This is a genomic window from Nocardiopsis sp. iso_238 (assembly GCF_056173325.1).
This window is the reverse complement of sequence record NZ_CM149668.1, coordinates 1,754,418-1,780,062: the sequence shown is the minus strand read 5'-3', so window position 1 is coordinate 1,780,062 and position 25,645 is coordinate 1,754,418. Positions and strand designations below refer to the sequence as shown.

Sequence of the window (25,645 nt, the reverse complement as noted above, 5' to 3'; positions counted from 1 at the left end):
TGACCTGCGAGGAGTGGGAATGGCGAGCTTGGACGACGTGGCCAGGGAGGCCGGCGTCTCGGCGTCCACCGTGTCGCGGGCGATGTCGCGGCCGTCGATGGTCGCCGCGTCCACCCTGGTACGGGTGCGCGACGCGGCCGAGCGCCTGGGGTTCCGCGCCAACCCGGCCGCCCGGGCGCTGACCACCGGGCGCAGCGGGTTCTTCGCCATGCTCGTCCCCGACCTCGACAACCCCTTCTACTCCACCACCGCCACGGCCGCCCAGGACCTGGCGGCCGAGAGCGGCCGCCGGGTGATCATCGCCGTCACCGGCGGCGACCCCGCCCGCGAGGCGGAGGCGCTCCACGAACTGGAGGACCGGGTGGACGGGTTCGCCGTGCAGTCCCCGGTGAGTTCGGCCGCCGATCTGAAGGAGGCACACGCGCGCAAGCCGGTGGTGGCGATCAACCGTCGCGTGCCGGGGCTGGCCTCGTTCACCGTCGACACCCCCGGCGGCCTGGGCGAGGTCTACGACCGCCTGGTGGAACTGGGACACCGCGAGGTCGCCTACCTCGCGGGACCGCCGAGTTCGTGGATGGACCGGCACCGGCGCGCGGAGCTGGTCGAGCACGCGGCCCGCTCCGGCCTGCGGGTACGGGTCCACGGCCCGGTGCGCCCGGCGTTCGCCGAGGGGGTGGCCGCCGCGCGCGGGATCGTCGACTCCGGCTGCACGGCCGTGCTGGTCTACAACAGCCTGCTCCTGCTGGGAGTGATGTTCGAGTTCGGCCGCCTCGGCGTGCGGGTTCCGGAGGACATCAGCGTCGCAGCGGCCGACGACATCGCCCTGGCCGACCTGCCGGGGCCGCCGATCACCGCCGTGCGCACCCCCGCCGACGAGCTGGGCCGCGCGGCGGTGACCGCGCTGACCGCGATGGTGGACGGGGACCGCGACGACCGGCCGAGGGGACGGCGGTTGCCGACCACCGTCCTGATCACCGACTCTCTGGCGCCGCCCCGTACGGCGTGACCGTTCCGACCCCACCGACCAGGCCGAAACCCGGGGCCGCACCGATCCCTCCCCCGCCCCTTTGCGGAGGATTACCGACATTCCTCCCCCGGAATGGCCTCTTGCCCGAATGAGTTGGGGGGATTCGCTTGCCCTTTCGATTTCCCGTGCCGCACTCTGTTGGATACCCCGAACCGGGGTGGCGGCCTCGAAGGCACCGCTTCCACCAGCAATGATGCCCTGACGGCCGAAAACGGGAAAGGGTCGGGAACTCCTCCCCCGACCGGCGCCGCCTCGATGCTCCGACGCGAAAGGCATTCCATGGGAACCAGCAGATCCCTCTCCAGACCCGCCGACCGCACCGCCCCCTCCTGAGAACGCCCCGGCTCCCGCGACCTCGCGCCAGGCCGGGAGCCGGGGTCGGGCGGCGGCGATAGGGTTGCGTTGCCGCGCACCCCCCTGGGGTGCCAGGGGTCGGTGGGCACCGCCGGGCTACGCGACCCCGCCGTCTCCCCCGCCCGAGAGGAAGTGTCGTGCCGAGGCCGTTGCTCGCGGACGAGATCGCCCAGTCGCTCCTGGACCGCATCGTCGACGGTGACCTGCCCTCCGGTGGCAGGCTGCCCTCGGAGAACGAGCTGGGCCAGGAGTTCGACGTCAGCCGCCTGACCGTGCGCGAGGCGATCCGGACCCTCCAGGCCCAGAACGTGGTCGAGGTGGCGCGGGGGCGCGGCACGCTGGTACGCCCCGTGGACGAGTGGACCGGGCTGGAGGCGGTACTGCGCGCCACGGTGCGCGGGGGCGACGACCTCACCGCCTCGCTCCAGCTCATCCAGGTGCGTCGGATGATCGAGACCGGCGCCGCCGCGCTGGCCGCCGAGCACCGGGACGAGGCCGACCTCGCCGCACTGGAGGAGGCCCTCCAGGGGATGCGCGACGCCCACGCGCGGGGTGACCTCGCGGGGTTCGTGGAGCACGACATCCGCTTCCACGACGTGATCCTGTCCGCGACCGGGAACGTGTTCGTGGCCGTGCTGTTCGAGCCGCTGTCGCGGGTGATGCGCGAGAAACGCCGACAGACCTCGTCCATTCCGGCCATCCAGACCCACGCGATCGACGAGCACGGCAGGGTGCTGGAGGCGATCCGTTCCGGGGACCCCGAGACCGCCCGGCTGGCGATGGAGGGCCACATGGCGCAGACCTCCCGCGATCTGCGCGAGCACGTCTTCGGCCTGACCGACTGACCAGCACCGGCGCACACACCGGCCACTCCACCCCCGAACGGCCTCGCCCACCGGCCCTCACTGACGATCAGCCCGAGCCCGGACCGTCCGCGCTCGGGCTTCTTGCCGCCCTCACCTGGTAATTCCTGTGACATCACGCTTGACGACCACGCCGTTTAACATAAGATGTCTGATGTCTTACAAGGGAGTTTCCATGGTCGATCCCCACGAAGTCCTCACCTCCGCCGGGGCACCGAGCCCCGTCTCCGCGTCCGCCGTGGCGCGGGAGGCCACCGCCGCCGGTTCCGTCATCGTCGTCCTCGACGACGACCCGACCGGCACGCAGTCAGTGCACGGTCTGCCCGTGCTCACCCGCTGGTCCGTCGACGACCTGCGATGGGCGTTCGCGCAGGACACGCTCGCCGTCTACGTCCTCACCAACACCCGCAGCCTGGACCCGGCCGAGGCCGGGGCCCGCAACGCCGAGGTGGTGCGCAACGCCCGCGCCGCCGCCGGGGACCGACCGCTGGTCTTCGCCAGCCGGGGAGACTCCACCCTGCGCGGCCACTACCCGCTCGAACCCCGGGTCATCGACACCACCCTCCAGGAGCTGGGCGACCCCGGCGTCGACGGCGTCGTCATCGTCCCGGCCTTCCCCGACGCCGGACGCGTCACCGTCGGCGGCGTCCACTACACGCGCTCGGGCACGGAGTTCACCCCCGTCGCGGAGACCGAGTTCGCCCGCGACGCCACCTTCGGCTACCGCAGCTCCGACCTCCGGGCCTGGGTCGAGGAGAAGACCGGGGGCGCCGTACCCGCCGGCGAGGTCACCGTCATCGACCTCGCCCTGCTGCGCGGAGGGGACACCGACGCCGTCACCGCCCGTCTCCTGGACCAGCGCGACGCCGCTCCCGTGGTGGTGGACGCCGAGTCGGAGGAGGACCTGCGCGTCCTCTCCCTGGCCCTCATCGCCGCCGAACGCCGGGGCCGCAGGTTCGTCTACCGGGTCGGCCCGCCGTTCGTGCGCGCCCGCATCGGCCTGGAGGCCCGGGCACCCCTGGGCGAGGACGAGATCCGGACCGGCGCGGACGCCCCCGGCGGACTCGTGGTGGTCGGTTCCCACGTCGCGCTCACCACCCGCCAGCTCGCCGTCCTGGTGGACCGGCACCCCGGTGCCCGCGTGATCGAACTCGACGTGGACGACGTCCTCGACCCGTCCGCCCGCGAGGCCGCCGTGGCCCGCACCGTCGACGCGATCGTCGGGGGCCTGGCCGACCACGACGTCATCCTGCACACCTCGCGGCTGCTGCGCCAGAGCGACGACCCCGCCGCCAGCCTGGCCATCGCCCGGGAGGTCTCGGCCGCCCTCGTTCGCTGCGTGTCCGACACCCTCGCCCGCCGCGCGCCTCGCTTCGTGGTCGCCAAGGGCGGGATCACCTCCAGCGACGTCGCCTCGCTCGGGCTGGGCATCCACCGCGCCCTGGTGCGCGGCCCGATGCTGCCCGGCCTGGTCTCCCTGTGGGAGCCGGTCGGCGGTCCGGCCACCGGCATCCCCTACGTCGTCTTCGCCGGGAACGTCGGCGCCGACGACTCGCTCTCCGAGGTCGTCGACCGCCTCAGCGCCCTGTCCACCCGCACCGGAGACGGCACCCCCGTCACCGAAGCCACGAACACCGGAGTCCGACCATGACCACCAGCCCCGTTTCGAGCGTCGCCGTCATCGGCCTCGGCGCCATGGGCCTGCCGATGGCCGCCCGCCTGGCCGGGACGATGACCGTCCACGGCTGTGACATCGCCGCCGCCCGCCGCGACCTGGCCGCCGAGGCCGGAGTGGTGCCCTTCGAGCGCGCCGCCGACGCCGTCGCCGGGGTCGGCTCCGTGGTGCTGGTGGTGCGCGACGGCGCCCAGCTGCGCGACGTGCTCTTCGGTGAACACGGCATCGTCGAGGCCCTGACCCCCGGCACCGTCCTGGTCCTGACCAGTACCGTCGGGGTGGACACGGTCACCGCGACCGCCGAGGAACTGGCCCCGCGCGGCCTGCTCCTGGTGGACGCCCCGCTCAGCGGGGGTCCGGTCCGCGCCGGGGAGGGCGACCTCCTGATCGTGGTCGGTGCCACCCCCGAGGCGCGGGAGGCCGCCGACCCGGTGCTGCGGCGCCTGGCCTCGACCCTGAGCGTGATCGGTGACCGTCCCGGCGACGGCCAGGCGTTCAAGACCGTCAACCAGCTGCTGTGCGGCGTGCACATCGCGGCGGCCGCCGAGGCACTGGCCCTGGCCCGATCGCTGGGCCTCGACCCCGGGACCACCCTGGAGACGCTGGGCGCCGGCGCGGCCGGTTCGTTCATGCTGGGCAACCGCGGGCCCCGCATGCTCCAGGCCTACGAGGAGGAGGGCGCCGAGGTGCTCAGCCGACTCGACATCTTCGTCAAGGACATGGGCATCGTGACCTCCGCGAGCCGCTCCGTCGGACTGGCGACACCGTTGGCGGCCACCGCCGAGCAGCTGTACCTGCTGGGGCAGGGCCAGGGGCTGGGCTCCGCCGACGACTCCGCCGTGATCCGTGTCGTCGCACCCGAACCCACCGACAAGGAGTAGCGACCCATGGGCGCCCTCACCCTTCTGGGCATCGCGGCGGGCGGCATCGCGCTGCTGCTGGTGCTGATCATCCGTTTCAAGGTCCACGCGTTCGTGGCCTTGCTCCTGGTGAGCATCCTCGTCGGTCTTGTCTCGGGCATGCCCCTGGTCACCGTCCCAGCCACCGCCGACGCACCCGAACAGCTCGGCGTCATCGCCACGATCACCGCCGGTATGGGCGGGACCCTGGGTTCGGTGGCGCTGCTGGTGGCCCTGGGCGCGATGCTCGGCCGCATGATCGAGGTGTCCGGCGGCGCCGAGAGCCTGGCCGGGCGCTTCACCGGCTGGCTGGGGCCCAAGCGGGTCGCCGCCGCCCTCACCGGGGCCGCGCTGGTCCTCGCCGTCCCCGTCTTCTTCGACGTCGGCTTCATCATCCTCGTGCCGATCATCTACGGGTTCGCGAAGGCGGCCGGGGTCGACCCGGTCAGGTTCGGTCTGCCGGTGGCCGGGATCATGCTGGCGGTGCACGTCTCCGTGCCGCCCCACCCGGGCATCGTCGGCGGGGCCGCGCTGCTTGAGGGCGACATCGGTTGGATCCTGATCCTCGGCCTGATCGTCTGCGCGCCGCTGGCCGTGATCGCGCACCACGTGTCCAAGCGGCTCACCCGCCGTGGGATCCCCATGCTGGCGGCGACCCGTGCTCAGTTCGAGGCGTTCGGCGGCGGAGCCGACGGCGACGCGGGGCGGGCCGGTTCCGGCGGCTCCGGTGCCAACGGATCCACCGGGACCCTCAGCCTGACCGAGACCCCGCCCAGCGTGTGGACCGTCCTCGGTCTGATCCTCACGCCGCTGGCCCTGATCATGGTCGGCACGACCTCGGCGGCGGTCCTTCCCGAGGACCACCCGCTGCTGCCCGTGCTGTCGTTCGTGGGCGCCCCGGTCTTCGCGCTGCTGGTGGCCCTGGTGCTCGCGTACTTCCTGCTGGGGGTGCGGCGCGGGTGGTCGACCTCCCACATCGGTGAGGTCATGGAGGCCGCGCTGCCGCCGGTGGCCGTGGTCGTCCTGGTCACCGGGGCGGGCGGGGCGTTCGCCCGCGTGCTCACCGAGAGCGGGGTGGGCGAGGCCCTCGCCGACACCCTCGCCGGGACCGGCCTGCCGATCCTGCTGCTCGGGTTCGTCCTCTCGCTGGCGCTGCGCGTCTCGCAGGGGTCCGCGACGGTCGCGATCCTCACCTCCTCGGGGCTGCTCGCGGACATGACGCTGACCGGCGACTACTCCTCGATCCAGGTGGCGCTGATCGCGCTGGCCATCGCCTTCGGGGCGCTCGGGCTGTCGCACGTCAACGACTCCGGGTTCTGGGTGGTGACCCGCTACCTCGGGCTGTCGGTCTCCGACGGCCTGCGGACGTGGACCGTCCTGACCACGGTGCTGGGCGTGTCGGGCTTCCTGCTCGTCAGCCTGCTGTGGCTGGTCCTCAGCTGACCCTGGCGACACACCCCGGACGGGGCGGACCCGGTCCGCCCCGTCCTTCTACTGTGTTCCCATGCGCATCGATCTTTCCGGCACCACCGCACTGGTCACCGGTTCGACCCAGGGGATCGGGATGGCCGTCGCGGCCGTGCTCGCGGACGCGGGCGCCCGGGTCGCGGTGAACGGACGCCGCCCGGAGCGGGTGGCGGAGGCGATCGACACCCTGACCGGTCGGGCCCCGGACCGGGACCTGGTCCCCGCCCCCGGCGACGTCACCACCGAGCAGGGCGCGGACGCGGTGCTCTCCGCCGTTCCCGAGGTGGACATCCTGGTCAACAGCCTGGGGGTGTTCGGAAGTGCCCCGGCGCTGGAGATCAGCGACGAGGAGTGGCGGCGCTACTTCGAGACCAACGTGCTCTCCGCCGTACGGCTGATCCGCGCCACCCTGCCGGGGATGACGGAGCGCGGCTGGGGACGTGTGCTCAGCATCGCCAGCGACTCGGCGCTCGCGATCCCTGCGGAGATGATCCACTACGGGGCCTCGAAGACCGCGCTGCTCGCCGTCACCCGGGGCTTCGCCAAGCAGGCGGCGGGCACCGGGGTGACCGTCAACTCGGTGATCGCCGGGCCCACCCACACCCGCGGGGTGGAGGACTTCGTGTACGAGCTGGTCGACCGTGACCTGCCCTGGGATGAGGCCCAGCGCGAGTTCATGGTCCGGCACCGTCCGATGTCGCTGCTCCAGCGGTTGATCGAGCCCGAGGAGATCGCCAACATGGTGGCCTACCTGAGCTCCCCGCTGGCCTCCGCGACGACCGGCGCCGCCGTCCGGGTGGACGGCGGCTACGTCGACTCGATCGTTCCCTGAGCAGGCCCGGAACCCCGCCCGGCTCACTCCCTCCGGTTCACTCCCCCGTGAAGACGGGCCCGGTGCGGTTGAGGGAGGCGGTGACCCCGATCTCGTTGTCCTTGGTGTCGAACAGCCTGGTCTGTTCGATGATCTCCCGCTCCAGGGCGGAGGGCAGTGCGGCGAGCAGGTCCGCGCGGAGGGTGGCCTTCATCGAGCGCACCGCGAGCGGAGCGGACCGGGCGATGCGGCGGGCCTGGCTCACCGCCTCCTCGCGCAGGTGCTCCTCGTCCACGAGGACGTCGGCCAGACCGATGGCGTGCGCCTCGGTACCGGTGATCCGGCGGGCGGTGTAGAACATGTCGGCGGCCTTCTGCTGGCCCACGATCCGTGGCAGGGAGACGCTCAGGCCGAACCCCTGGTGCAGCCCCAGCAGGCCGAAGTTGGCGTGGAACCGGGAGGAGGCGGCGGCCACCCGGAAGTCGGCGGCGCAGGCCAGACCGAGCCCGCCGCCCACCGCCGCTCCCTGAACGGCGGCGATCACGGGGATCGACAGCGAGTACAGGCGCAGCCCCTGGCCGTAGATGGCGCTGAGCGTCCGCACCGGGGAGTCCCCGACCCCGCCGGAGGCGAAGTCCACCCCGGCGCAGAAGTTCCGGCCCTCCGAGCAGACCACGAGGGCCCGGCAGTCACCGGCCGCCAGCTCCTCGGCGGCGTCCGCGAGCGCCGTGAGGACGTCGAGGTCGAAGTGGTTGTTCGGCGGGCGGTGGATCTCCAGGACACCGACGTGACCGTCGACGCGTACGGACAGCTCCTCGCTCATGGAGTGCCTTCCAGGTAGTGCGGGTCCCGGGCTGCGGGCCCGTTGGTCGGGGCGACCGGCGACGAGGGTATCGGGCGCGGCCGGGACCGGCGGCCACCGGGCGCGCGTTGTTCACCGTCCGCGCGGCCTCCAGTGACTAGCGTGACGACATGAGCAACGAGATCGACCCGACCACGCCGCCCAGCGGCACCGGCTGCCAGGAGTGCCTCACCGGGAACGGCTGGTGGGTGCACCTGCGCCGGTGCGCGGCCTGCGGGCACGTGGGCTGCTGCGACAGTTCCCCGGCCCAGCACGGCAGCCGCCACTTCGAGGCCACCGGCCACCCGATCGTCCAGAGCTTCGAGCCCGGCGAGGAGTGGTTCTACGACTTCCGCACCCAGCAGACGGGCGAGGGGCCGGAGCTGGCCGCGCCGACCTCGCACCCCCTGAACCAGCCGGTTCCCGCCCCGGCCGAGCGGGTGCCGTCCAACTGGCAGCGGCTCCTCAACTAGCCGACCACCACCGGCGCCCCGTCCACGACGGGGACGCCGGACCGACCCCTGGCGTTGATCTCGTGTCCGCACAAGCTCATCCAGTCATGAACGTGGTCTCAAGGGGGCCCGACTGGATCGACCGGCGGGTCGAGGGCGTGCGGCATGGGCGTGGACGCGCTCCTTGACCGACGGGACGACGAGCGCGAGGCCGCGCTGGCCCGGTTCGCCGCGCGGCGCCCCGGGACCTGCCCGCCCCGCGCCGCCGGGTGGTGCGGGTCGACGGCGGCGCGGGGACCGTGGAGGTGCTGGCACGGGCCTGACCGGACGCGGTCGTCCGGGTCCGGTCACCCGGTCGCGGACGGCCCGTCCCCGGCGTCCCGGCCCGGGGCCCGGTCGGCCCGGCGCCGTTCGAGGATGGCCAGGGTGCTCGCTCCCCAGCGCAGGTTCTCCTGCTCATGGGAGCGGCCCCGCTGGAGGGTGAGGTAGGGACCGACCCGCTCGGCCTCGCGCAGGTACCGTTCCTCGTCGAGGCCGTCGAGCATGCGGGCCGCGATGCGGTCGTAGCGTTCGAGCTTGGCGCGGCTGAGCTCCATGCGGTCCTCGACGGCGCTGATCACCGCGTCCACGTCGGTCTCGTCCACGGCCTGGAGCCGGACGAGCAGGTCGTCGCGGATGGCGGTGGGCCGGGCGGGCCGTCGGCTGAAGGAGCGCAGCGTCTCGCGCCCGGCCTCGGTGACGGTGAACAGGCGTTTGTCGGGTCTGCGGTCCTGCCGGACGACGCGGGCGCTGAGCAGGCCCTCGCCCTCCAGGCGTTCGAGTTCGCGGTAGAGCTGCTGCGGGGTCGTCGACCAGAAGTTCGCGACCCCGGCGTCGAACCGTTTGGCCAGGTCGTAGCCGGAGGCCTCACCCTCCAGCAGCGCCGCCAGAACCGCCTCTCCCAGTGCCATCCAGACAAATTAGCACCCTGACCCCCAAAACGACGTGGAGGCGGCGGCGCGGTCGGGCCGTCCGCCGCCGCACGCCCCCGCGCGCCCACGGTCACCCCCTTCCCGGACAGCCGAATCGCCCCTCTTCGGATGTGTTTCGGACACCCGAGAAGCGGACCTCTCTCCCTTTTCGCCCGGAAATCGCATCACGACGGGGACAGGGGTGGATCGTGCCGGAACGCGTACCTACTGTGAGGGTTCCTCCGGACCTCCGCACCACCGTAGGGAGACCGACCACGTGACCAGCGCACCCAGCATCCCCGACCTCCTCTCGCCCGAGTTCTCCGACGACCCCTACGCCGCCTACTCCCTGCTGCGTGAACACGAGCCCCTGCTGTGGCACGCACCCACCTCCAGCTACGTCCTCTCCCGGTACGCGGACGTACGACGGGTCTTCCAGGACCGTGAGGGGGCCTTCTCCACGGACAACTACGGCTGGCAGCTGGAACCGGTGCACGGAAGGACCATCCTCCAACTGGACGGGCGCGACCACGCGACCAGACGGGCACTGGTCGCCCCCGCCTTCCGGGGCCGCGAACTCCGGGAGCGCTTCCTCCCGGTGATCGAGCGCAACAGCCGCGCCCTCGTCGACGCCTTCCGGGACGAGGGCCGGGTCGACCTGGTCTCCCAGTACGCCACCCGGTTCCCGATCAACGTCATCGTGGACATGCTCGGCCTGGACCAGAGCCACCACGACCGCTTCCACGACTGGTACACCGCGATCATCGCCTTCCTCGGCAACCTCACCCAGGACCCCGGGGTCACCGAGAACGGGCTCCGTACGAGGGACGAGTTCGCGGAGTACCTGCTCCCGATCATCGCCGAACGCCGGGAACGGCCCGGTGAGGACCTGCTCTCCCGGCTCTGCCAGGCCGAGGTCGACGGCACCCGGATGACCGACGAGGAGGTCAAGGCCTTCTGCAGTCTCCTGCTCGCGGCGGGCGGGGAGACCACGGACAAGGCGCTGTCCGGCCTGTTCGCCAACCTGGTCACCCACCCGGACCAGCTGGCGGCGGTCCGCGAGGACCGGTCGCTGGTCCCCCGCGCCTTCGTGGAGTCGCTGCGCCTCACCCCGCCGGTGCAGATGATCATGCGCCAGGCCAGCCGTGACGTGGAGGTCGGCGGCGGGACGGTGCCCGCCGGGGCCACCGTCACCTGCCTGATCGGCGCGGCCAACCGGGACCCCGACCAGTTCGCGGACCCGGACCGCTTCGACGTCTCCCGGCCGGAGCTCTCCGAGGCCACGTCCTTCTCCGCCGCCGCCGAACACCTGGCCTTCGCGCTCGGCCGCCACTTCTGCGTGGGCGCGCTGCTGGCCGAGGCGGAGGTGCGGGTGGCCGTCAACGACCTGCTCGACGCCATGCCGGACGCACGCCTGGCCGGGGGCGCCACCCTGGTGGAGGAGGGCCTGTTCACCCGGGGCCTGCGCGAACTGCCCCTGGAGTTCTCCCCCGTTCCCAGGCCCACCGGCGCCCGCTGACCCCCGGCGCGTGCCCGGTGGGCGGACGGACGTCCGGGGCGAGTGGCTAACCCGCGCGGCGTCGGCCCCGACCGGCGATGGGGCTGTACCGGGCGGGGAGTTCGTAGAGTCCGCGCATCCACACGGACGGCCGCCACCGCAACTGGTCCGGCGGCACCCCCATCCGCACGTCCGGCAGCCGGTCCAGAAGGGTCTCCACGGCGGTGCGGGCGATCACCTCCGCCACCTCGGGCGCGGGGAACGGGCAACCGTGCTCCCCGTGCCCGAACGACATCTGCGCCCGGTTGCTGCCGAAGATCCCCAGGTCCCCGGTGTTGAGCCGGGGGTCCGCGTTGGCGGCGGCCATGCCGAGCACCAGCAGGTCGCCGCGCTTGATCCGGCGACCACCCAGTTCACAGGCCTGCACCGCCCACCGGCCGATGAAGTTCTGCGTGGGGGTGTTCTTCCACAGCACCTCGTTGAGCGCCTCACCGGAGCTGCTGCGCCCGCCCTGGAGGGTGAGGGAGAAGTGGTCGTCCAGCAGCATCAGCCGCAGGGTGTTGCCGATCCAGTTGCCGGTGGGCGCCTGCGCCGCCGACATGATCACCAGGAGGTCGATCACCACCTCGTCGTCGGTCAGCCCCGCCGGGTGGAGCAGCAGCCGCGAGGGGATGTCGTCGCGCGGGTGGGACCTGCGCTCGCCGACGATCCGCCGCATCCGCTCCTGTACCCGATGGTGGGCCTGACCCGCGTCGGCGGTGACGTCGAGGGAGACGAGGATGTCCCGCACCAGCTCAGGGACCTCCTGCTGCGGCAGCCCGTACAGCCGGGCGATCACCCCCGCCGGAATGTGGTGCGCGTACTGGCTGACGAGGTCGGCCTCACCGTCCCCGGCGAAGTGGTCGATCAGGCCGTCCGAGACCTGCTCGCACAGGGTGCGCAGGTCGGCGCGGTCCGTGGCGTCCAGGGCGTCACCGATCGCCCCCGCGCGCCGCTGGTGTTCGGCCCCCTCCGCGAACATCACCGAGGGGGTCCACATCACGTACGGCATCAGTGGCCAGGCGTCGTCGATGTGGTCCCACATGTTCCAGCGGCGGCAGTCGCGGGCGAACCACTCGGGCCGGTCGGAGACGTGGTGCAGTTCCCGGTAGCCGAGGACGAACCACGCGGGGATGTCGCCGTCGAGGAGGATGGGTGCGACCGGGCCGTAGTGGCGGCGCATCTCCTCGTAGAGCGCCACCGGGTCGCAGGCGATGTCGGGCCCGTAGAAGCGCATGGCGTACTCGTGCTCGGGCGACAGGGGCGCGGGCCCTCGGGCGGCCGGGGGCACGACCGCCCCCGGGGCTCCCACGTTGTTGTTCACGATGACCTCTCCGGTGCGGACAAGGGCGGGCGGTGCCGGGACAGATGGCGGACGAGGGTGACCAGGACGTCGCGGCTGGACTCGCGGCGGCGGGCGTCACACTCCAGCAGGGGGACGTCGTTGGACAGGTCCAGGGCGTTGCGCACGTCGTGCAGGTTCGGTCCCGGCCCGAACCGGTTGACCGCCACGACGAACGGGGTGTGGTGGTGTTCGAGCCGGTCGATGGCGTACCAGGAGTCCTCCACCCGGGCGGTGTCGACGAGGACGACCGCGCCGAGGCTGCCGGTGAAGATCTGTTCCCAGAGGAACCAGAAGCGCTTCTGCCCGGGGGCGCCGAAGAGGTAGAGGACCCGGGTGGCGTCGATGGTGATCCGGCCGAAGTCGAAGGCGGCGGTGGTGGTGCGCTTGTCGCGGACCGCGCTGAGGTCGTCGACCCCGTCGCTGGCCTGCGTCATGACCTCCTCGGTGCTCAGCGGGCGCATCTCGCTGACCGAGCCGACCAGGGTCGTCTTCCCCACGCCGAACCCGCCGACGATGACGATCTTCAGCGCCTGGCTCGCGGTGCTGGCCAGCGGGGGGCGTTCCGGGGCGGTCGCGGGGGTCGCGGGGGTCGCGCCCACCGACGTCAGCGGCGTGGTGGCCGTCCGTCCGTGGGCGTCAGAGTCGTTGGAGGGCAAGGAGCACCTGCTTCAGGGTCTCGGGGTCGTGCCGGGGTCCACCGCGCGAGGGGAGGGACCGTACGGGTACGGGGTGCCGAGCGGCCACCGCGCCGGTGTCCAGCAGGTCGGTGAGCAGCACCTTCACGACGCTCACCGGAGCCCTGAGCTCCGCCGAGAGCTCCACCACGGCGGTGGGCCGGGCGCACAGCCGGAGGATGCTGGCGTGCTCGGACTGCATGTCGGGCGCGGGGCCGGACTCGGCCACCACGAGGGTGACGGCGTCCATGGCCGGGTCGTCGGCGTCACCGCGCCCCGAGGTGACCGTGTAGAAGCGGTCCGGTGACTCGGCACCGGAGGGGGCGCCCTGGGCGGGGGCACTGCGGCGGGGGGCGGTGTTCATCGGGACGGGTCCACCTCGTGGGGCCTGCGCCGGGGACCGGCCGTGAGGTGCCCGCCGATCCGGTCGACGAGCTGGTTCATGTGGCGGGCGACCACCCCCACCTTCGCCTCGAACCCGGCGATGACGGCCAGGTGGGCGCCCTCGCCCGCGCCGATGATGAGCAGGAGCCCGCCGCCGTACTCCAGCATGGCCTGGCCCGATCCGGTGCCGTCCCCGAACTCGGCGGAGGCGCTCAGGGACAGGCTCTGGACACCGGCCGAGATGGCGGCGAGCTGGTCGGCGCGGTCCACGTCCAGTTCCCGGGTGTGGCACATCCGGAGCCCGTCCCTGGAGAGCACCAGGACGTGGCGGATGCCCGGTGTCCGGTGCCGCAGGTCCTCCAACAGCCAGTCGAGGCTGGCGTCCGTCGTCGTCATGGGGGTCGCGGGGCGGTCGTCCCTGTGCCGCGGCGCCGGGCACCCCTCCCTCCGTTCCTCTTCGTTCGGTGTGTCGTGGTATTGGGCGGGGGCCGTGCTCATCGGCCGTCCTCCCAGAGGGTGCCCGGGCCGTTCTCCTGATCGTCGTCCTCGTCGTCACGGAAGGCGGCCAGCCGGGTGGGCAGCTCCCTGCGTGTCTCGGGGTCGAAGTCCCGGCGCCTGGAGGGGAAGAGCTGTTCGGGGTTCTCGCGGACCGCCTGGGCCAGGGTCAGGCCCCGGAACCGCTGCGGCATGTCGAAGACCGGCTCGGGACCGGTGTCCCCGCCGGATCCGGAGGCGGGCCCGGTTCCCCGGTCGGTCCCGGTGAAGGGCTCGTCGACGGCGTCGGAGAGGGGGTCGACACGGGGCGCCGCGCGGCGGGCGGTGATCCGTCGGGCCAGCGGCGGACGGGCCGGGGTCGGCTCGGTCGCGGTCCGGGGCTCGGAGGCCGCCACCGGAATTCCGGACGCCGGGGTACCGTCCGCCGGGGTACCGGGCACCCGGGTTCCGGCCCCGGGGGCGCCGGGTGTCGGGATCCCGGTCACCGGGGTGTCCCCGGCCAGGACGTCGGCCCCCGGGCCACCCGAAGCGGGGACACCGACGGCGGGAGCGTCACCGGCCGCGGGCCGGTGCGCCGGGGGCTCGGGCGTCCGGTCGAGCGGAGTCGAGTGGGCGTCGCGGACGACCGAACCGGGCGTTCCGTTCACCGGGGCCGGGGCCGCGAGGTCGGGCCGCCGCGCGAGGTCGGCCTCCCTGGCCAGTTCCGCCTCCCGCGCGAGCTCCTCCTCCCTCTCCTTCTGGAGTCGGGGCGGCAGCGGCATCTCGTACGCGGTGACGAGGTTGGGCGGGATGAGCACGACCACTCCGGTGCCGCCGCGCGCGGAGGGCCGGAAGCTCACCTGGAGGTCGTACTTGTCCGCCAGGGCGCCCACCACGGCCAGCCCCATGCGCAGGCCCGGGAGGGTGGCCAGGGTGCGGGGTTCGTCGATGTAGTTCTCGGCCGCCCGGCGCTCCCGCTGGCGCAGGCCCCGGCCGCTGTCCTCGACGGTGATGGTGACCCCGCTGTCCTCCTCCTGCGCGTAGACGTTGACGTCGGTGCCGTTCGCGGAGAAGTTGGCGGCGTTGTCCATGAGCTCCGCGAGCACCTGGATGACCCCCTCCGCCGCGTAGCCGACCACCGCCGACCGGTGCGTGTAGTGCAGGCGGACCCGGCGGTAGGCCGTGATGCGGCCCTGGGCCCCGCGCAGGATGCTCTCCATGCCGATGGGACGGTTCCAGCGGCGCCCGGAGCGGCCCCGGGCGAGGGTCACGAACGCGTCCGCGAGGCGGCCGGTGCGGGAGACGTTGTGGTCGACCAGCAGGAGGTCGTTGAACACGTCCGAGCGGTCTCCGTAGCGGAACTCCAGGTCTCGGAGCTGGGCGAGCAGGGTGGTGAGGTGGGCCTGGACGCGCCCGCCGATGTTGGCCGCCGAGATCAGCGCGGTGGCGCTGCGGCGTTCGGAGACCACGAGTTCCTCGATCAGGCGGGTGCGCAGGTGGGCCACGGCCGGGTGGACCTCCCGGAGCTCCTGGGCGAGGACCTCCTCCGCGATGGTGCGGTCCTCGCGGACGCGGTGCACGATGAACGGCAGGGTGGCGTCCGCGAGGTCGGTGACCTCGTTCTCGATCGCCGTGCGCGCGGTGCGGGCCTCGGTGGCGCGGCGCTCGGCGTCGGTGAGCTGGGTGGTGAGGGCGTGGGCGAGGCGGTCGACCGTGGGGTGCGTGGGCCGGGGTTGGTCGGCGAGCACCCGTTGCAGGGGCCTGCCCTCACGGGCGGCGTGGGTGAGGGCGGGCAGGAGGGCGTCGACGACCCATCCCGCCTCCTGCTCCAGGGTGCGCGCGCCCGAACTGACCCTGGTGCCGTGCGCGCGGGCGACGCGCGCCACGGCGGCGTGGTAGACGGCGGTGGCCACGGCGGCGCACAGCAGCAGCGCGGCCAGGCCGCCGACGAGGGCGATCACCGGTCGGGCCGGTTCGGGACTCTCGATCACCGTCCAGGACCATGCCGGGGCGGTCAGGGCGGAGGCGGCCAGGAGAGCGACGAGTGCCTGTTGGCCGGGGCGCGGGAGAGGGCGTTTCCGGTCGGACAGGTGTACTGCCATGAATGGGTTCCTCGCGGCTTTCCGTGCGGGTGGCGGATTCGTTGCCGTCGCACCCGCCCGTGTCACGTGCAGTGGATTTCACCCCGGATGACCCGGAGCGGCGGATGGATTTCACGTTAGTCCACCCCCGCTGGGCGCGGGGAGTTTTCCACAAGCGGGGCCCTCTGACAGCCCGAAGGCCCAGAAAGGACCTGTTGGACAATTCCGCCTTGATGGACATTTCCGCATTACCGCGTTCGCACGGAAAGCGAGACTCGAACCCTTTGTTCCTTCCCGTCTCGGAAAGGGTGGAGAGGGGCGAAGGTTCCCGTGCGCCACCGTTCGTCCCGTGGGGAACGCGCCGCCGAGAGGCCTCGGCCGGGGCTGGGGACCGGATCTCTCAGAAGGCCAGGAGGAGGACCAGGGCGACGGTCAGGCCCACAGTGAACGCGGCGCCGGTCCAGCGCCCGCGCCCACCGCCCTCCGCCGCGCTCCACGGCAGGGCGTGCCAGCGCGCCGCGCCCGCTCCCAGGGCGGTCGCGGCCAGGGCCGCGTTGACCCACCACAGGACCGCCGGGAGGTGCAGCCACCCCACCGCGAGCAGGATGTACGCGGTCAACAGGACCACGCCCGCGGACCGCCGGACCACGCCTCCGCGGTCGGGAAAGGCGCGCTCACCCTCCGCGCCGCGCGCGGACCGCACCATCTCCCAGGTGAGCGAGGCGGCGAACAGGGTCAGCACCACCCACACGACGAGGGCGACCAGGGTGTCGTTCACTCCTCCTCCAACAACAGGTCGAGGGCGACCGAGTCCACGCCCGCGGGGCCGTCCGCCAGCACGACCACGGCGCGCCCGCCCTCGCGGTCCAGGGCGACCATGGCCGCGAACCCACCGGTCATGCCGTTGTGCCAGGTCACCTCGGTGCCGTCGTGGTCGGTGACGAACCAGCCCAGGCCGACCCCGTCTCCCTGACCGTCGTCCCAGCGGGGTTCCAGGGCACCGGCACCCGGCGCCTCCCCCTCCAACAGGGCGCGGGCCAGGAGTCCCATGTCTCCGCCGGTGGAGTGCACGCCGCCCATGGGGGCCCAGGCGGCGTTGGCCGAGGGGGCGAAGGGTCGCCCGTTGGTGCCGTGCCCGACGGCCGCCTCGGCGGGCACGTCGTCGGGAGAGGCGGGGACGACCGTGCGCCCCATCCCGAGCGGGTCGAGGAGGCGTTGTCGGAGAAGGGTCTCGTAGTCGGTTCCGGAGGACGCCGCGAGGGCCTGGCCGAGCAGCGCGGCGCCGAGGTTGGAGTAGGCGAACCGGCCCGGGTCCGTGAGGTCGGCCCTGGCGGCGCTCCCGACCAGGGCGTCGACGTCACCGGTGTAGGGATCGCGGTTGCGGAGGTTGTCCAGGAACATGGTGGCCGAGGTCAGCACTCCCGGAGGGTTCCTGGGGAGTCCCGAGCGGTGCGAGGAGAGCTCGCTGAGGGTGACCGACGCGGCGGGCGCCCCGCCCAGGTCCAGCAGTGTGCCGAGTTCGGTGTCCGGGTCCACCTCACCGCGCTCGATCGCGTCGGCCAGCAGCAGCCCGGTCAGGGACTTGGAGACGGAGCCGATCTCGTAGAGGGTCGTCCCGTCCGCGCCGAAGTAGGCCTCCCGGACCCGGCCGTCGTCGACCTCCACGACGGCCGCCGTCGCTCGGGGGGCGTCCTCCAGCAGGGGGCGGGCGCGCTCGGCCAGGGCGGCGTCGCCGGTGGTCTCCGGGGAGAGCGACGGGGGCGCGGGCCGCACGGCGAACCCGACGGCCAGGACGGCGACGGCCACGGCCGCCGCGGTCACCCTGGCCCGTGTACTGCTCCGCACCCGAGCTCCCCTCCTTCCTTCGTTCCGTTCGTCAGCCGCGCGAGGCGGTGAGGACCACCATCAGCGGGACCAGCCGCTCCGGCGGGATGGCGTAGTGGCCGCGTTTGCGGGTGACCAGCCAGCCCGCCGCGACCAGCAGGTTCACGTGGTGGTAGATCTGGCCGCTGGTCCCGAACTCCGCGCGCTCCTTCAGCCCGGCGACGGTGGAGGCGCCGGAGTGGACCGCGTGCAGGATGCTGAGCCGGACGGGGTGGCCGAGAGCGTCCAGGTTCCCGGCCAGCGCGGACCAGTCGAGGTTCTCGATGTCCTCGACGGAGCTCCCGTACTGCCACTGGACGGGTTCCGGTGCGCCCTCGACGGGGACGACGCCCGCGAAGACGATCGCTCCGTCGTCTCCGCCGCGTTCCTTGAGGGCCTCCAGGACGAAGAAGTGCTCGGCGTAGTTGGTCCCGGCGGCTGCGGTGTCCGCGCGACCGGGCCGCTCCAGCTCGGCTACCCGGGCCTCCAGGGCCGCGAGACGCTCCTCCGTGCTGGCGTGGGGGGCGTGGTCTGGGGTGGGTTCTGGCACGCGCCCACGCTACACGATTCTACGTTGTTACGTAAAAACGAATCAGAGTGCGGCGCTCCGACGCGGGTGACGCCCCGGCTTTGCCCGATCCGGAGGAACCGGTTCCGTGCCCCTTACGCGCCGTGGTCGATGATGAAGGGGCGGAGCTGGTATCCGCCTGCTCGTGACACCAGCGAGGTCGCCCCCGTCAGACTCCTGGGCGACCGGCAGAGGAGCACCCATGCGGACACAGGCCAACGGTTGGCAGTTCTTCGTCGCCACACTGCTCATCGTGACCGGGGTCATCAACGTGATCCAGGGCCTCGCGGCGATGTTCACCCCGGAGTTCTTCGTCGCCACCGAGACCCAGATGCTCATCATGGAGTACGGCGCCTGGGGTGTCCTGCTCGGCCTCTGGGGCGCGGTGCTCGTCGTCGCCGGTCTCGCGGTCCTGTCCGGCAGCACCTGGGCGCGGGCCTTCTCCATCGTCCTGGCCGCCCTGAACGCCGTCGCCCAGCTGGCCTTCCTGATCGCGATGCCGCTGTGGTCGGTGGTGGTCATCGCCATCGACATCCTGGTGATCTACGGTCTGACCGCCGGCTGGCCCATCGCGGTCAGCGACGAGGAGTCCGAACGTTCCCGGGACGCCAGCTACCGGGCCGGGTACCGCGCCGCCCACGAACGCCCGCACGCCGCGCCCCGACCGACCTCGTCGCCGGAACAGGGCCGTCAGCAGTCGACCGGCTGATCCGCCGCGCCTTCCGCAGCCCCCGCCCCGCAGGTTCGGGGCGGGGGCGCGTCGTGTCACCGGGCCGCGGCGCGCACGGCGTCCGCGATCCGGTCCCGGGTCGTCGTGAAGTCCCGATGCTCGCCCGGTTCCTCGGCCCAGGGCAGGTCCGACACCTCGTCGAGCACGATCCGCCCCGGCCGCGCGCCCAGCACGGATCCGTCGATAAGGGTGGGGAAGTACCGGCCCAGGGGTCCGCACGTAGCCCGGGAAGCCCTGTGGACAACCGAGTTCCCGCACCCCCGGAACCTAGGATGGAAGGCATGCACACCCCCCACCCGCGTGTCCGTGTGTCCGCCTCCGTGATGTCCCATCCCTCCCGGACCGAGTCCGCGAGGGGGGTCGCCCAGCACACCGGCCTCGCGCTCACCGGGCTGGCCCCGGACCCCGAACCGGACGGCCCGCCCACCGCGCTGCGCAGCGCCCGGGTCGCCTTCGGCGCCGCCGCGCGGTACGACACCACCCACCACCTGGTCCTCCAGGACGACGTTCGGCTGGCCGAGGGCTTCGCGAGAACCGTGGAACACACCCTGGGCGCCCACCCGGGAGCCGCGGTGTCGTTCTTCGTCGAGTGGGGGTCGCGCACGGCGACCCTGGCCCGCTGGGCGGTGTTCACCGGGGCCGGGACCGTTCCGGTGGTCAACCCCTACGTGCCCACGGTGGCGTTGGCGCTGCCCTCCGCGCTCTCCGTCGAACTGGCCCGGTTCCTGGCGGACGAGGGCGTGGACGGGGAGCCCGACGACCGGGAGGTGCTCCGCTTCGTCCGGCGCACCGGGACGCGAGCGCTGGTCGCGGTGCCCACCCCGGTGGAACACGAGGAACTGCCCAGCCTGGTCGGGAACTCCGGGCACGGGGCGCGCCGTTCGGTGTGCTTCGCCGCCGAGCCCGTGGCGGCCCCCGTCGCCTCGGTCCTGGAACCGCCGCGCACGCTCCCCCACCTGAACTGGACCAACGGGGAGACCTCCCTCATCGACCTCGACCACGACGTCCCGGAGTCCCACGTGCCGCTGTCCCGTGCCCTGACCTCCTGGGGCGCCGACGAGGGACGGACGGCGGCCGCGCTGGCCGCCAGCGCCGGAACGGGCCCGTGGACGCGGCTGGTTCCGGAGCCGCACCTGGGCTCGGTCTGGCGCACGGCGGTGGCCAACGGCGCCGTGCTGGAGGGCCGCTGGCCCGGGGTGGTCGGCGGGCTGCGCGACAGACGCGCGGAGACGGCGGTGGAGGGCTCGCTGGCCACGCTGGTCCCGGGAGCCCTTCGCGCCCTGGTCGACGTCGCCGCCCTGGCGGAACACCGGTCAGCGGTGGTCGACCTGACCCTGGACGCCCTGGAGTTCGGTGCCGAGTACTGCCCCGCGCCGAAGGAGGCCCTGTGACCGTACGCATCTCCTGCGCGGTGATGACCCACCCCCGCCGCGCCGACGCCGCCCGCGCACTCGCCCGGAGCCTGCCCGAACTCTCCCCCACCGTGGTCGTGGACCCAGTACCCGAGGGGGCGCCCTCCACCCTGCGGACCTCACTCGCGGCCTGGTCCGCCCTGCCGGACGGGGCCACCCACCACCTGGTCCTCCAGGACGACGCAGAACCCCGGCCGGGGCTGTACGAGGCCTTGTCCACCCTGGTCAGCGCACACCCGGACCAACCGCTCAGCCTGTTCTGCGAATGGGGGTCCGCCACCGCGACCTCGGCCCGCTGGGCGGCCCTGGGCGGCTACGGACTGGCGGAGTGCGTGGACCAGTACGTGCCCACGGTCGGGTTCCTGCTGCCCGCCCCGGTGGCCCGTGAGCTGGTGGCCACCGTCGACCCGCGGGGGCGGGAGGAGGAGCCCGACGACGAGGCGCTGGCCCGGTTCCTGGAGCGCACCGGGCGCACGGCCCTGGTCACCGTGCCCAACCTGGTGGAACACGACGGCGACCTCAGTCTGGTCGGCAACGGCCACCGGATGGGCGTACGCCGGTCGGTCCTGCTCCGGGAGGAAACGGATCCCGCGCCCGACACACGGGTGCTCCGCTCCCCCGCGCTGGTGCCCTTCGTGAGCTGGCGCAGGGCCCGGGCGTCGGTCGTCCACTGGGACACCGACCGGCGAAGACACCTGGGCCACCGGGGGCACGTACGCGCGGCCCTGGCCGAACGGGGCCTGCCCCACGCCGGCCTGGTCCGTGAGTTGGACACCTGGCTGACCACGGAGCCGGGGCGGCGGCTGGAGGGCGGGCTCGGGTTCGGCCTACCGCACGAACTGTGGCTGGCCGCGACCGCCACGGCCGTGTGGGCCCCGCTCACCGGGCGGGAGCTGGCCGGGCCCTCCGATCGCGCCAGGCGGGCACTGGCCACCCTGGCCCTTGGAGGTCTGCGCACGGTGGTTCCCCAGGTGCTCACGGACGAGGCGGCACGCGCGGACCTGTCCGCGCTGGTTCTGGCCGCCTTCGCCTACGGCGTCCGTTCACGGGCCACCTGAGGGAGCTCCCCGCCGGGCGCGTGGCCCGGCGGGGAACGGAGAACACTCCCTAGCGCTCCTTGGGGTGCAGCTGGCTGGTGACCGCGAGCCGGTTGTAGAGGTTGATCATGGCGATGGCGGACATCAGCGCGGCGAGCTCGGTCTCGTCGAAGAACTCGGCGGCCGACTCGTAGGCCTCGTCGGACACCCCGGTGCCGCCGAGTTCGGTCATCTCGTCGGTGAGGGCGAGGGCGGCGCGCTCGCGCTCGGTGAACCGCTCACCGGCCTCGTACCAGGTGGAGACCAGGAAGAGCCGCTGCTGGGACTCGCCCTCCTTGAGCGCCTTCTGGGTATGAAGGTCCACGCAGAAGGCGCAGCCGTTGAGGACGGAGGCCCGGAGCTTGATCAGTTCGAGCAGCTTGACGTCCAGGTGGCCCGCGATGACCAGGTCGATCTCGTCGAGCTTCTTGTAGACCTCCGGCAGCTTCTTCGCCCACACCACGCGCTTTTCGGACATGAGAACCGTCCCCTCGTCATCGGACACGCTGTCAAGCCAGATGCTACGACCCCGTCCCTCCGGACAGGGCCCAACCCCCTGAGGAGTCCTCCCCGCGCATGTCAGCACGCACCGATCGGACCCGCGTTCCCGAACCCCCCTCCACCCCGGCGGACCTGCCCCAGCGCCCGGGGCCGATCGCCCGGCGGATCGCGGGCAAGGCCCTGCCGCTCTACCTGTCCATGCTGTCCACCCTCGTCGGGAGCGCGGTCACCGCCGCGGTGCTGGGCAACACAGGCACCGTGGAGCTGGCCGCGTACGCGCTGGTGATCGCCGTGTTCAACCCGATGATCATGGTCGTGCACGGCACCCTGCGGGGCTCCATGCCCTTCTTCACGGAGAACGAGGGCTCCCCCCGGGCGTTGGCTCCGGTGCTCCGTGACAGCCTGTGGCTCAGCCTTTTCCTGGGGATCGTGGGCGGGCTGCTGATCCTCGCCGTTCCCCTGGGCGCGCGCCTGGTCGGGGTGGCCGAGCCCACCGTGGCGGTACTCGGGTTCTACCCGCTGCTCATGGCCGGGTACGTGGTCCTGGCGGCGGTCAAGAACGCGACCACCGTGCTGCTGGTCGGGTTGGGGCACACCCGAGCGGTGCTGGCGCTGTCCCTGATCGCCGTGGCCGTCTCGTTGGTGGCGACCCCGGCCCTGGTGCTCGGGCTGGGCCCCTTCCCGGCTCTGGGACTGTTCGGCGCGGGGGCGTCCATGCTCGTGATGAACGTGGTGACCGTGGGCCTGAACTTCGCGGTGGTCAGGCGCGGGACGATCCTGCGCGGGCACCGGATCGGGTTCGGCGCCCCCCGGTGGGCGGGGATCGGCCGGATGGCGAAGGTCGGACTGCCGACGGGTTCGACGCTGCTGATCAAGTCGGGATCGCTGAGTGTCCTGGCCGTGGTGGTCGCCCGGATCGGCCCCGAGGAGGCCGCCGTCCACCAGGTCGCCGTGGTGCTCGTGGGGATGGCCTTCATCTCCTTCGTCGGCGTGGGCCAGGCCACCGTCCCGTTCACCGTGCGGGCGGCCGGGGCCCGGGACCGGGCCCTGGTGGTGCGCACGGTCCTGTCGAGCTACCTGGTCTCGCTCCCGGTGATGCTGGTCAGCGGGGCGCTGCTGTGGTGGGCGGCGGGTCCTCTGGTGTGGCTGTTCACCGACGACCCCGGGGTGCACGCCGGGGTGGTCGCCCTCGTCCCTCTGCTGTGCCTCGTGGGCACCTTCGACGCCCTCCAGTCGGCGCCCAACTCGGGGTTGTTGGGGCTCAAGGACACCCGGCCCGCCATGTACGCGTTCGCCCTCGGCTACGGAACGCTCGTGGTGGCCTCGGTGCCCCTGGTGGAGCACGGTGGCCTGACCGCGCTGTGGGGCGCGAACGCGGGGGCCACCGCGTTCCTGGTGGTGGCACAGTGGTTCTCGTTCCTGCGGATGTCGCGCCGCGTCGTGCGGGAGCCGGAAGCCCCCGCCTGAGGCTCAGGCGGTACCGGTCCACTCGGTGAGGGCCGTACGCACCTGTTCGGCGGAGGGGCGTTCGGCGCTCCAGGCGGCGTAGCCGTCGGGGCGGACGAGGAGCGCGTCCGCCCCCTCCGGCAGGTCGCCCCTGACCCGCAGGACCAGCACGCGGTCGGCCCAGGGCTTGGCGGCCTCGGCCGAGGCCCCCACCCGGGTGGTGTCCACCAGGGTGAACCGGGTGGGATCCACCAGCTCGTACAACCGTGTGGTCTCCCCCTCGTGGACCAGTGGAAGGTCGTCAACGCGTCGGCCCACGGAGGCGGAGTCGTCCACCCGCTCCGGCCGGTCGTAGCGCACGCTCAGGCCGGAGACCAGTCGGCGCATCGCCGTGGACACCCGGCGGACCCGGACCAGACGGGGGACCAGATGGGGCCGGATCGCGCGGACCAGGCCGGGAGCCACCGCCATGCGCTGCATGAAGTCGGTGACGCGCAGGGTCTGGCGGCCCACCGGATGGCGTTCGTCCTCGTAGGTGTCGAGCAGCCAGCTGGGTGCCCACCCCCGCTCCTGGGCGACCAGCTTCCAGGCCAGGTTGGCGGCGTCCTGGATGCCGGTGTTCATCCCCATGGCGCCCATCGGGGAGTGCACGTGCGCGGCGTCCCCGGCAAGCAGGACCCGGCCCACGCGGTAGTGGTCCGCCTGACGGCGTTCGCTGAGGAAGCGGGTGGACCAGCTCACCTCGGCGACGCTGACCTCTCCGTCGGTGATCCGTCCCAGGGAGTCGTTGAGCTCCTCCTTGCTGACGGGCTGGTCGAGGGGCACGTCCTCGTGGCTCCGGTCCCAGACGATGGCCCGGTACCAGCCGTCCCCGTAGGGAGGCAGCAGCGCGAGGCCGTCGGCGGCCACGTAGGGGCTGATCGCGCGGGGCAGATCCTGGTCCGGGCGGACGTCGGCCAGCATGATGTGCGTGTCGTAGCTGCGCCCGCTGAACCCCACCCCGATCAGGGAGCGGACCGCACTGTGCGCCCCGTCGGTACCCACGACGTAGGAGGCGCGTTCGGTGGACGGGCCCTCCTGGGAGCGGACGGTGAGGGTGACCCCGTCCTCGTCCTGGTCGAGCCCGACGACCTCCGCACCCCTCCTGATCCGGACCCCCAGGCGTTCGGCGCGGCGTTGGAGAAGGGTCTCGGTCCGGGCCTGGGCGACGGTGAGCACGTACTTGAACCGGCTCTCGGGGTGGTGCAGGTCCAGGACGACCTCCCGACCGCCCATGGTGACGCGGACCTGGGACACCGGGAAGCCCTGCTCGACGATCTCGTCAGCGATCCCGCGCATGTCGAAGAGTTCGAGGGTGCGCGCGTGCAGAGCGAAGGCGCGGGTCAGGTTGGACTCCTCGGCGCGCTTCTCCAGAACGGTGACGTCCGTCCCGGCCTCCGCGAGGTCCCCCGCGAGCATGAGGCCGGTGGGCCCGGCCCCGACGACGATGACGCTCATGCCGCTTCTCCTTACGGCGATTCAACGGTACTCTCAATACCGGAACTCCTAGTACCGATACTACGAGTACCTGAACCACAGTCAAGAGTCCGGGAGAGGAAATGCGCAAGGGACGAGGTGGCCGTCGCCCCGACCCGGCCGTGGACGAGGCCATCCGGCGGGCCACGGTGGAACTGCTTCCGGAGCGCGGGTTCGACCTGACCTTCGACGAGGTCGCCCAGCACGCCGGGGTGGGGCGCACCAGCGTGTTCCGCCGCTACTCCACCAAGCAGGAACTGATCCTGGCCGCCGCCGAGCAGATCACCATCGACCGGATCGAGGTCCCCGACACCGGTTCGCTCCTCGGTGACCTCACCCTCGCCGTGCGCGCCGTCCACCGGGTGTTCGAGGAGCCCGCCACCCAGGCCCTGGCCCGGCACGCCCTCGTGGCCGCGCTGCGGGAGCAGGCGGGAGCGGTCATCATCCGCACCCTGCTCGACCGGCGTCTGGATCTGGTCACCGCGCTGCTTGAGCGCGCCGTGGAACGCGGAGAACTCCCCGGAACCGGCCGGGCCCGACTGGTGGCGGACCTGCTCTCCGGGATGCTCATGGCCCGCCTGGCCACCGGTCAGCCTCTCCCCGGTGAGCACGAGTGCGACGCGCTCGCCGCCGCCATGGCCACCGCCGCCACGACCTGACCCCCAACCCGTCCGCACCATGATCTCGACCGAACCCGCTA

Annotated in this window: 26 protein-coding genes; 13 read left to right on the top strand and 13 right to left on the bottom strand. The window is 72.8% G+C overall.

The genetic code is table 11. The annotated features are described in order from the left end of the window. Positions 1-19: 19 nt before the first annotated feature. The 6 genes from AC0VYL_RS07905 (at position 20) to AC0VYL_RS07880 (ending at position 7,117) form a co-directional block, all read left to right on the top strand. Entirely contained in the window at positions 20-1,006 is a 987-nt protein-coding gene (locus AC0VYL_RS07905; protein ID WP_475460749.1) for a LacI family DNA-binding transcriptional regulator, read from the top strand. A gap of 512 nt (positions 1,007-1,518) precedes the next feature. After that, positions 1,519-2,226: a FadR/GntR family transcriptional regulator gene (locus AC0VYL_RS07900; RefSeq protein WP_475482736.1), complete on the top strand. Its 708-nt coding sequence runs from the start codon at positions 1,519-1,521 to the stop codon at positions 2,224-2,226. A 193-nt stretch (positions 2,227-2,419) separates the two neighbouring features. Then, on the top strand, positions 2,420-3,895 hold the full coding sequence (locus AC0VYL_RS07895; protein WP_475460745.1) for a four-carbon acid sugar kinase family protein: 1,476 nt from the start codon (positions 2,420-2,422) through the stop codon (positions 3,893-3,895). Further along, positions 3,892-4,800: an NAD(P)-dependent oxidoreductase gene (locus AC0VYL_RS07890; RefSeq protein WP_475460743.1), complete on the top strand. Its 909-nt coding sequence runs from the start codon at positions 3,892-3,894 to the stop codon at positions 4,798-4,800. Before AC0VYL_RS07895 ends, AC0VYL_RS07890 begins: the two co-directional genes overlap by 4 nt. Before the next feature lie 6 nt (positions 4,801-4,806). Then, on the top strand, positions 4,807-6,261 hold the full coding sequence (locus tag AC0VYL_RS07885) for a GntP family transporter (RefSeq protein WP_475482735.1): 1,455 nt from the start codon (positions 4,807-4,809) through the stop codon (positions 6,259-6,261). Positions 6,262-6,322: 61 nt separating this feature from the next. Continuing rightward, positions 6,323-7,117 (top strand): SDR family NAD(P)-dependent oxidoreductase, encoded by a 795-nt coding sequence (locus tag AC0VYL_RS07880; RefSeq protein ID WP_475460741.1) that lies wholly within the window; start codon positions 6,323-6,325, stop codon positions 7,115-7,117. 37 nt (positions 7,118-7,154) lie between these two features. Here AC0VYL_RS07880 and AC0VYL_RS07875 read toward each other — a convergent pair whose 3' ends face one another. After that, positions 7,155-7,919, bottom strand: a complete 765-nt coding sequence (locus tag AC0VYL_RS07875; protein WP_475482734.1) for an enoyl-CoA hydratase/isomerase family protein — start codon at positions 7,917-7,919, stop codon at positions 7,155-7,157. Positions 7,920-8,068: 149 nt separating this feature from the next. Between AC0VYL_RS07875 and AC0VYL_RS07870 the strand changes: the two genes are divergently transcribed. Next, positions 8,069-8,410 (top strand): UBP-type zinc finger domain-containing protein, encoded by a 342-nt coding sequence (locus AC0VYL_RS07870; RefSeq protein ID WP_475460739.1) that lies wholly within the window; start codon positions 8,069-8,071, stop codon positions 8,408-8,410. Positions 8,411-8,736: 326 nt separating this feature from the next. Here the strand turns inward: AC0VYL_RS07870 and AC0VYL_RS07865 are convergent, their stop codons facing one another. Continuing rightward, entirely contained in the window at positions 8,737-9,339 is a 603-nt protein-coding gene (locus AC0VYL_RS07865; protein WP_475482733.1) for a PadR family transcriptional regulator, read from the bottom strand. Positions 9,340-9,616: 277 nt separating this feature from the next. On the opposite strand from AC0VYL_RS07865, the gene AC0VYL_RS07860 reads away from it, so the two are divergent. Then, on the top strand, positions 9,617-10,858 hold the full coding sequence (locus tag AC0VYL_RS07860; RefSeq protein WP_475460737.1) for a cytochrome P450: 1,242 nt from the start codon (positions 9,617-9,619) through the stop codon (positions 10,856-10,858). Positions 10,859-10,904: 46 nt separating this feature from the next. On the opposite strand, the gene AC0VYL_RS07855 is transcribed toward AC0VYL_RS07860, so the two are convergent. From AC0VYL_RS07855 to AC0VYL_RS07820, 8 genes are all read right to left on the bottom strand, one after another. Beyond that, positions 10,905-12,200: a cytochrome P450 gene (locus AC0VYL_RS07855; RefSeq protein ID WP_475482732.1), complete on the bottom strand. Its 1,296-nt coding sequence runs from the start codon at positions 12,198-12,200 to the stop codon at positions 10,905-10,907. After that, the gene (locus AC0VYL_RS07850; protein WP_475483489.1) at positions 12,197-12,820 is read right to left on the bottom strand and encodes a GTP-binding protein; all 624 of its coding nucleotides are present in this window, start codon (positions 12,818-12,820) and stop codon (positions 12,197-12,199) included. Before AC0VYL_RS07850 ends, AC0VYL_RS07855 begins: the two co-directional genes overlap by 4 nt. A gap of 37 nt (positions 12,821-12,857) precedes the next feature. Then, on the bottom strand, positions 12,858-13,259 hold the full coding sequence (locus tag AC0VYL_RS07845; RefSeq protein ID WP_475460735.1) for a DUF742 domain-containing protein: 402 nt from the start codon (positions 13,257-13,259) through the stop codon (positions 12,858-12,860). Continuing rightward, positions 13,256-13,675 carry a roadblock/LC7 domain-containing protein gene (locus tag AC0VYL_RS07840; protein WP_475460734.1) on the bottom strand — a complete coding sequence of 140 codons (420 nt, stop codon included), beginning with the start codon at positions 13,673-13,675 and terminating at the stop codon, positions 13,256-13,258. Before AC0VYL_RS07840 ends, AC0VYL_RS07845 begins: the two co-directional genes overlap by 4 nt. Before the next feature lie 98 nt (positions 13,676-13,773). Next, positions 13,774-15,855: a sensor histidine kinase gene (locus AC0VYL_RS07835; protein ID WP_475482731.1), complete on the bottom strand. Its 2,082-nt coding sequence runs from the start codon at positions 15,853-15,855 to the stop codon at positions 13,774-13,776. Positions 15,856-16,234: 379 nt separating this feature from the next. Then, positions 16,235-16,612: a hypothetical protein gene (locus AC0VYL_RS07830; RefSeq protein ID WP_475482730.1), complete on the bottom strand. Its 378-nt coding sequence runs from the start codon at positions 16,610-16,612 to the stop codon at positions 16,235-16,237. Next, a complete protein-coding gene (locus AC0VYL_RS07825) occupies positions 16,609-17,679 on the bottom strand; it encodes a serine hydrolase domain-containing protein (RefSeq protein ID WP_475482729.1) in 1,071 nt (356 codons plus the stop codon). The genes AC0VYL_RS07830 and AC0VYL_RS07825 overlap by 4 nt, the downstream gene beginning before the upstream one ends. A gap of 31 nt (positions 17,680-17,710) precedes the next feature. Then, positions 17,711-18,247 (bottom strand): ArsR/SmtB family transcription factor, encoded by a 537-nt coding sequence (locus AC0VYL_RS07820; protein WP_475460730.1) that lies wholly within the window; start codon positions 18,245-18,247, stop codon positions 17,711-17,713. 220 nt (positions 18,248-18,467) lie between these two features. Between AC0VYL_RS07820 and AC0VYL_RS07815 the strand changes: the two genes are divergently transcribed. After that, positions 18,468-18,974, top strand: a complete 507-nt coding sequence (locus AC0VYL_RS07815) for a DUF7144 family membrane protein (RefSeq protein ID WP_475482728.1) — start codon at positions 18,468-18,470, stop codon at positions 18,972-18,974. 56 nt (positions 18,975-19,030) lie between these two features. On the opposite strand, the gene AC0VYL_RS07810 is transcribed toward AC0VYL_RS07815, so the two are convergent. Next, positions 19,031-19,168 carry a hypothetical protein gene (locus AC0VYL_RS07810; protein WP_475482727.1) on the bottom strand — a complete coding sequence of 46 codons (138 nt, stop codon included), beginning with the start codon at positions 19,166-19,168 and terminating at the stop codon, positions 19,031-19,033. A 108-nt stretch (positions 19,169-19,276) separates the two neighbouring features. On the opposite strand from AC0VYL_RS07810, the gene AC0VYL_RS07805 reads away from it, so the two are divergent. Beyond that, positions 19,277-20,386, top strand: coding sequence for a hypothetical protein (locus AC0VYL_RS07805; RefSeq protein ID WP_475482726.1), 1,110 nt, complete (start codon positions 19,277-19,279; stop codon positions 20,384-20,386). Beyond that, positions 20,383-21,465: a hypothetical protein gene (locus AC0VYL_RS07800; RefSeq protein WP_475482725.1), complete on the top strand. Its 1,083-nt coding sequence runs from the start codon at positions 20,383-20,385 to the stop codon at positions 21,463-21,465. The genes AC0VYL_RS07805 and AC0VYL_RS07800 overlap by 4 nt, the downstream gene beginning before the upstream one ends. Positions 21,466-21,514: 49 nt before the next feature. Here the strand turns inward: AC0VYL_RS07800 and AC0VYL_RS07795 are convergent, their stop codons facing one another. Continuing rightward, a complete protein-coding gene (locus AC0VYL_RS07795) occupies positions 21,515-21,961 on the bottom strand; it encodes a carboxymuconolactone decarboxylase family protein (protein ID WP_475460725.1) in 447 nt (148 codons plus the stop codon). A gap of 98 nt (positions 21,962-22,059) precedes the next feature. On the opposite strand from AC0VYL_RS07795, the gene AC0VYL_RS07790 reads away from it, so the two are divergent. Beyond that, positions 22,060-23,451, top strand: coding sequence for an MATE family efflux transporter (locus AC0VYL_RS07790; RefSeq protein ID WP_475482724.1), 1,392 nt, complete (start codon positions 22,060-22,062; stop codon positions 23,449-23,451). Between the two features lie 3 nt (positions 23,452-23,454). On the opposite strand, the gene AC0VYL_RS07785 is transcribed toward AC0VYL_RS07790, so the two are convergent. Beyond that, positions 23,455-24,927, bottom strand: a complete 1,473-nt coding sequence (locus AC0VYL_RS07785; protein WP_475482723.1) for an FAD-dependent monooxygenase — start codon at positions 24,925-24,927, stop codon at positions 23,455-23,457. 101 nt (positions 24,928-25,028) lie between these two features. On the opposite strand from AC0VYL_RS07785, the gene AC0VYL_RS07780 reads away from it, so the two are divergent. Continuing rightward, entirely contained in the window at positions 25,029-25,604 is a 576-nt protein-coding gene (locus AC0VYL_RS07780) for a TetR/AcrR family transcriptional regulator (protein ID WP_475482722.1), read from the top strand. Positions 25,605-25,645: the final 41 nt, after the last annotated feature.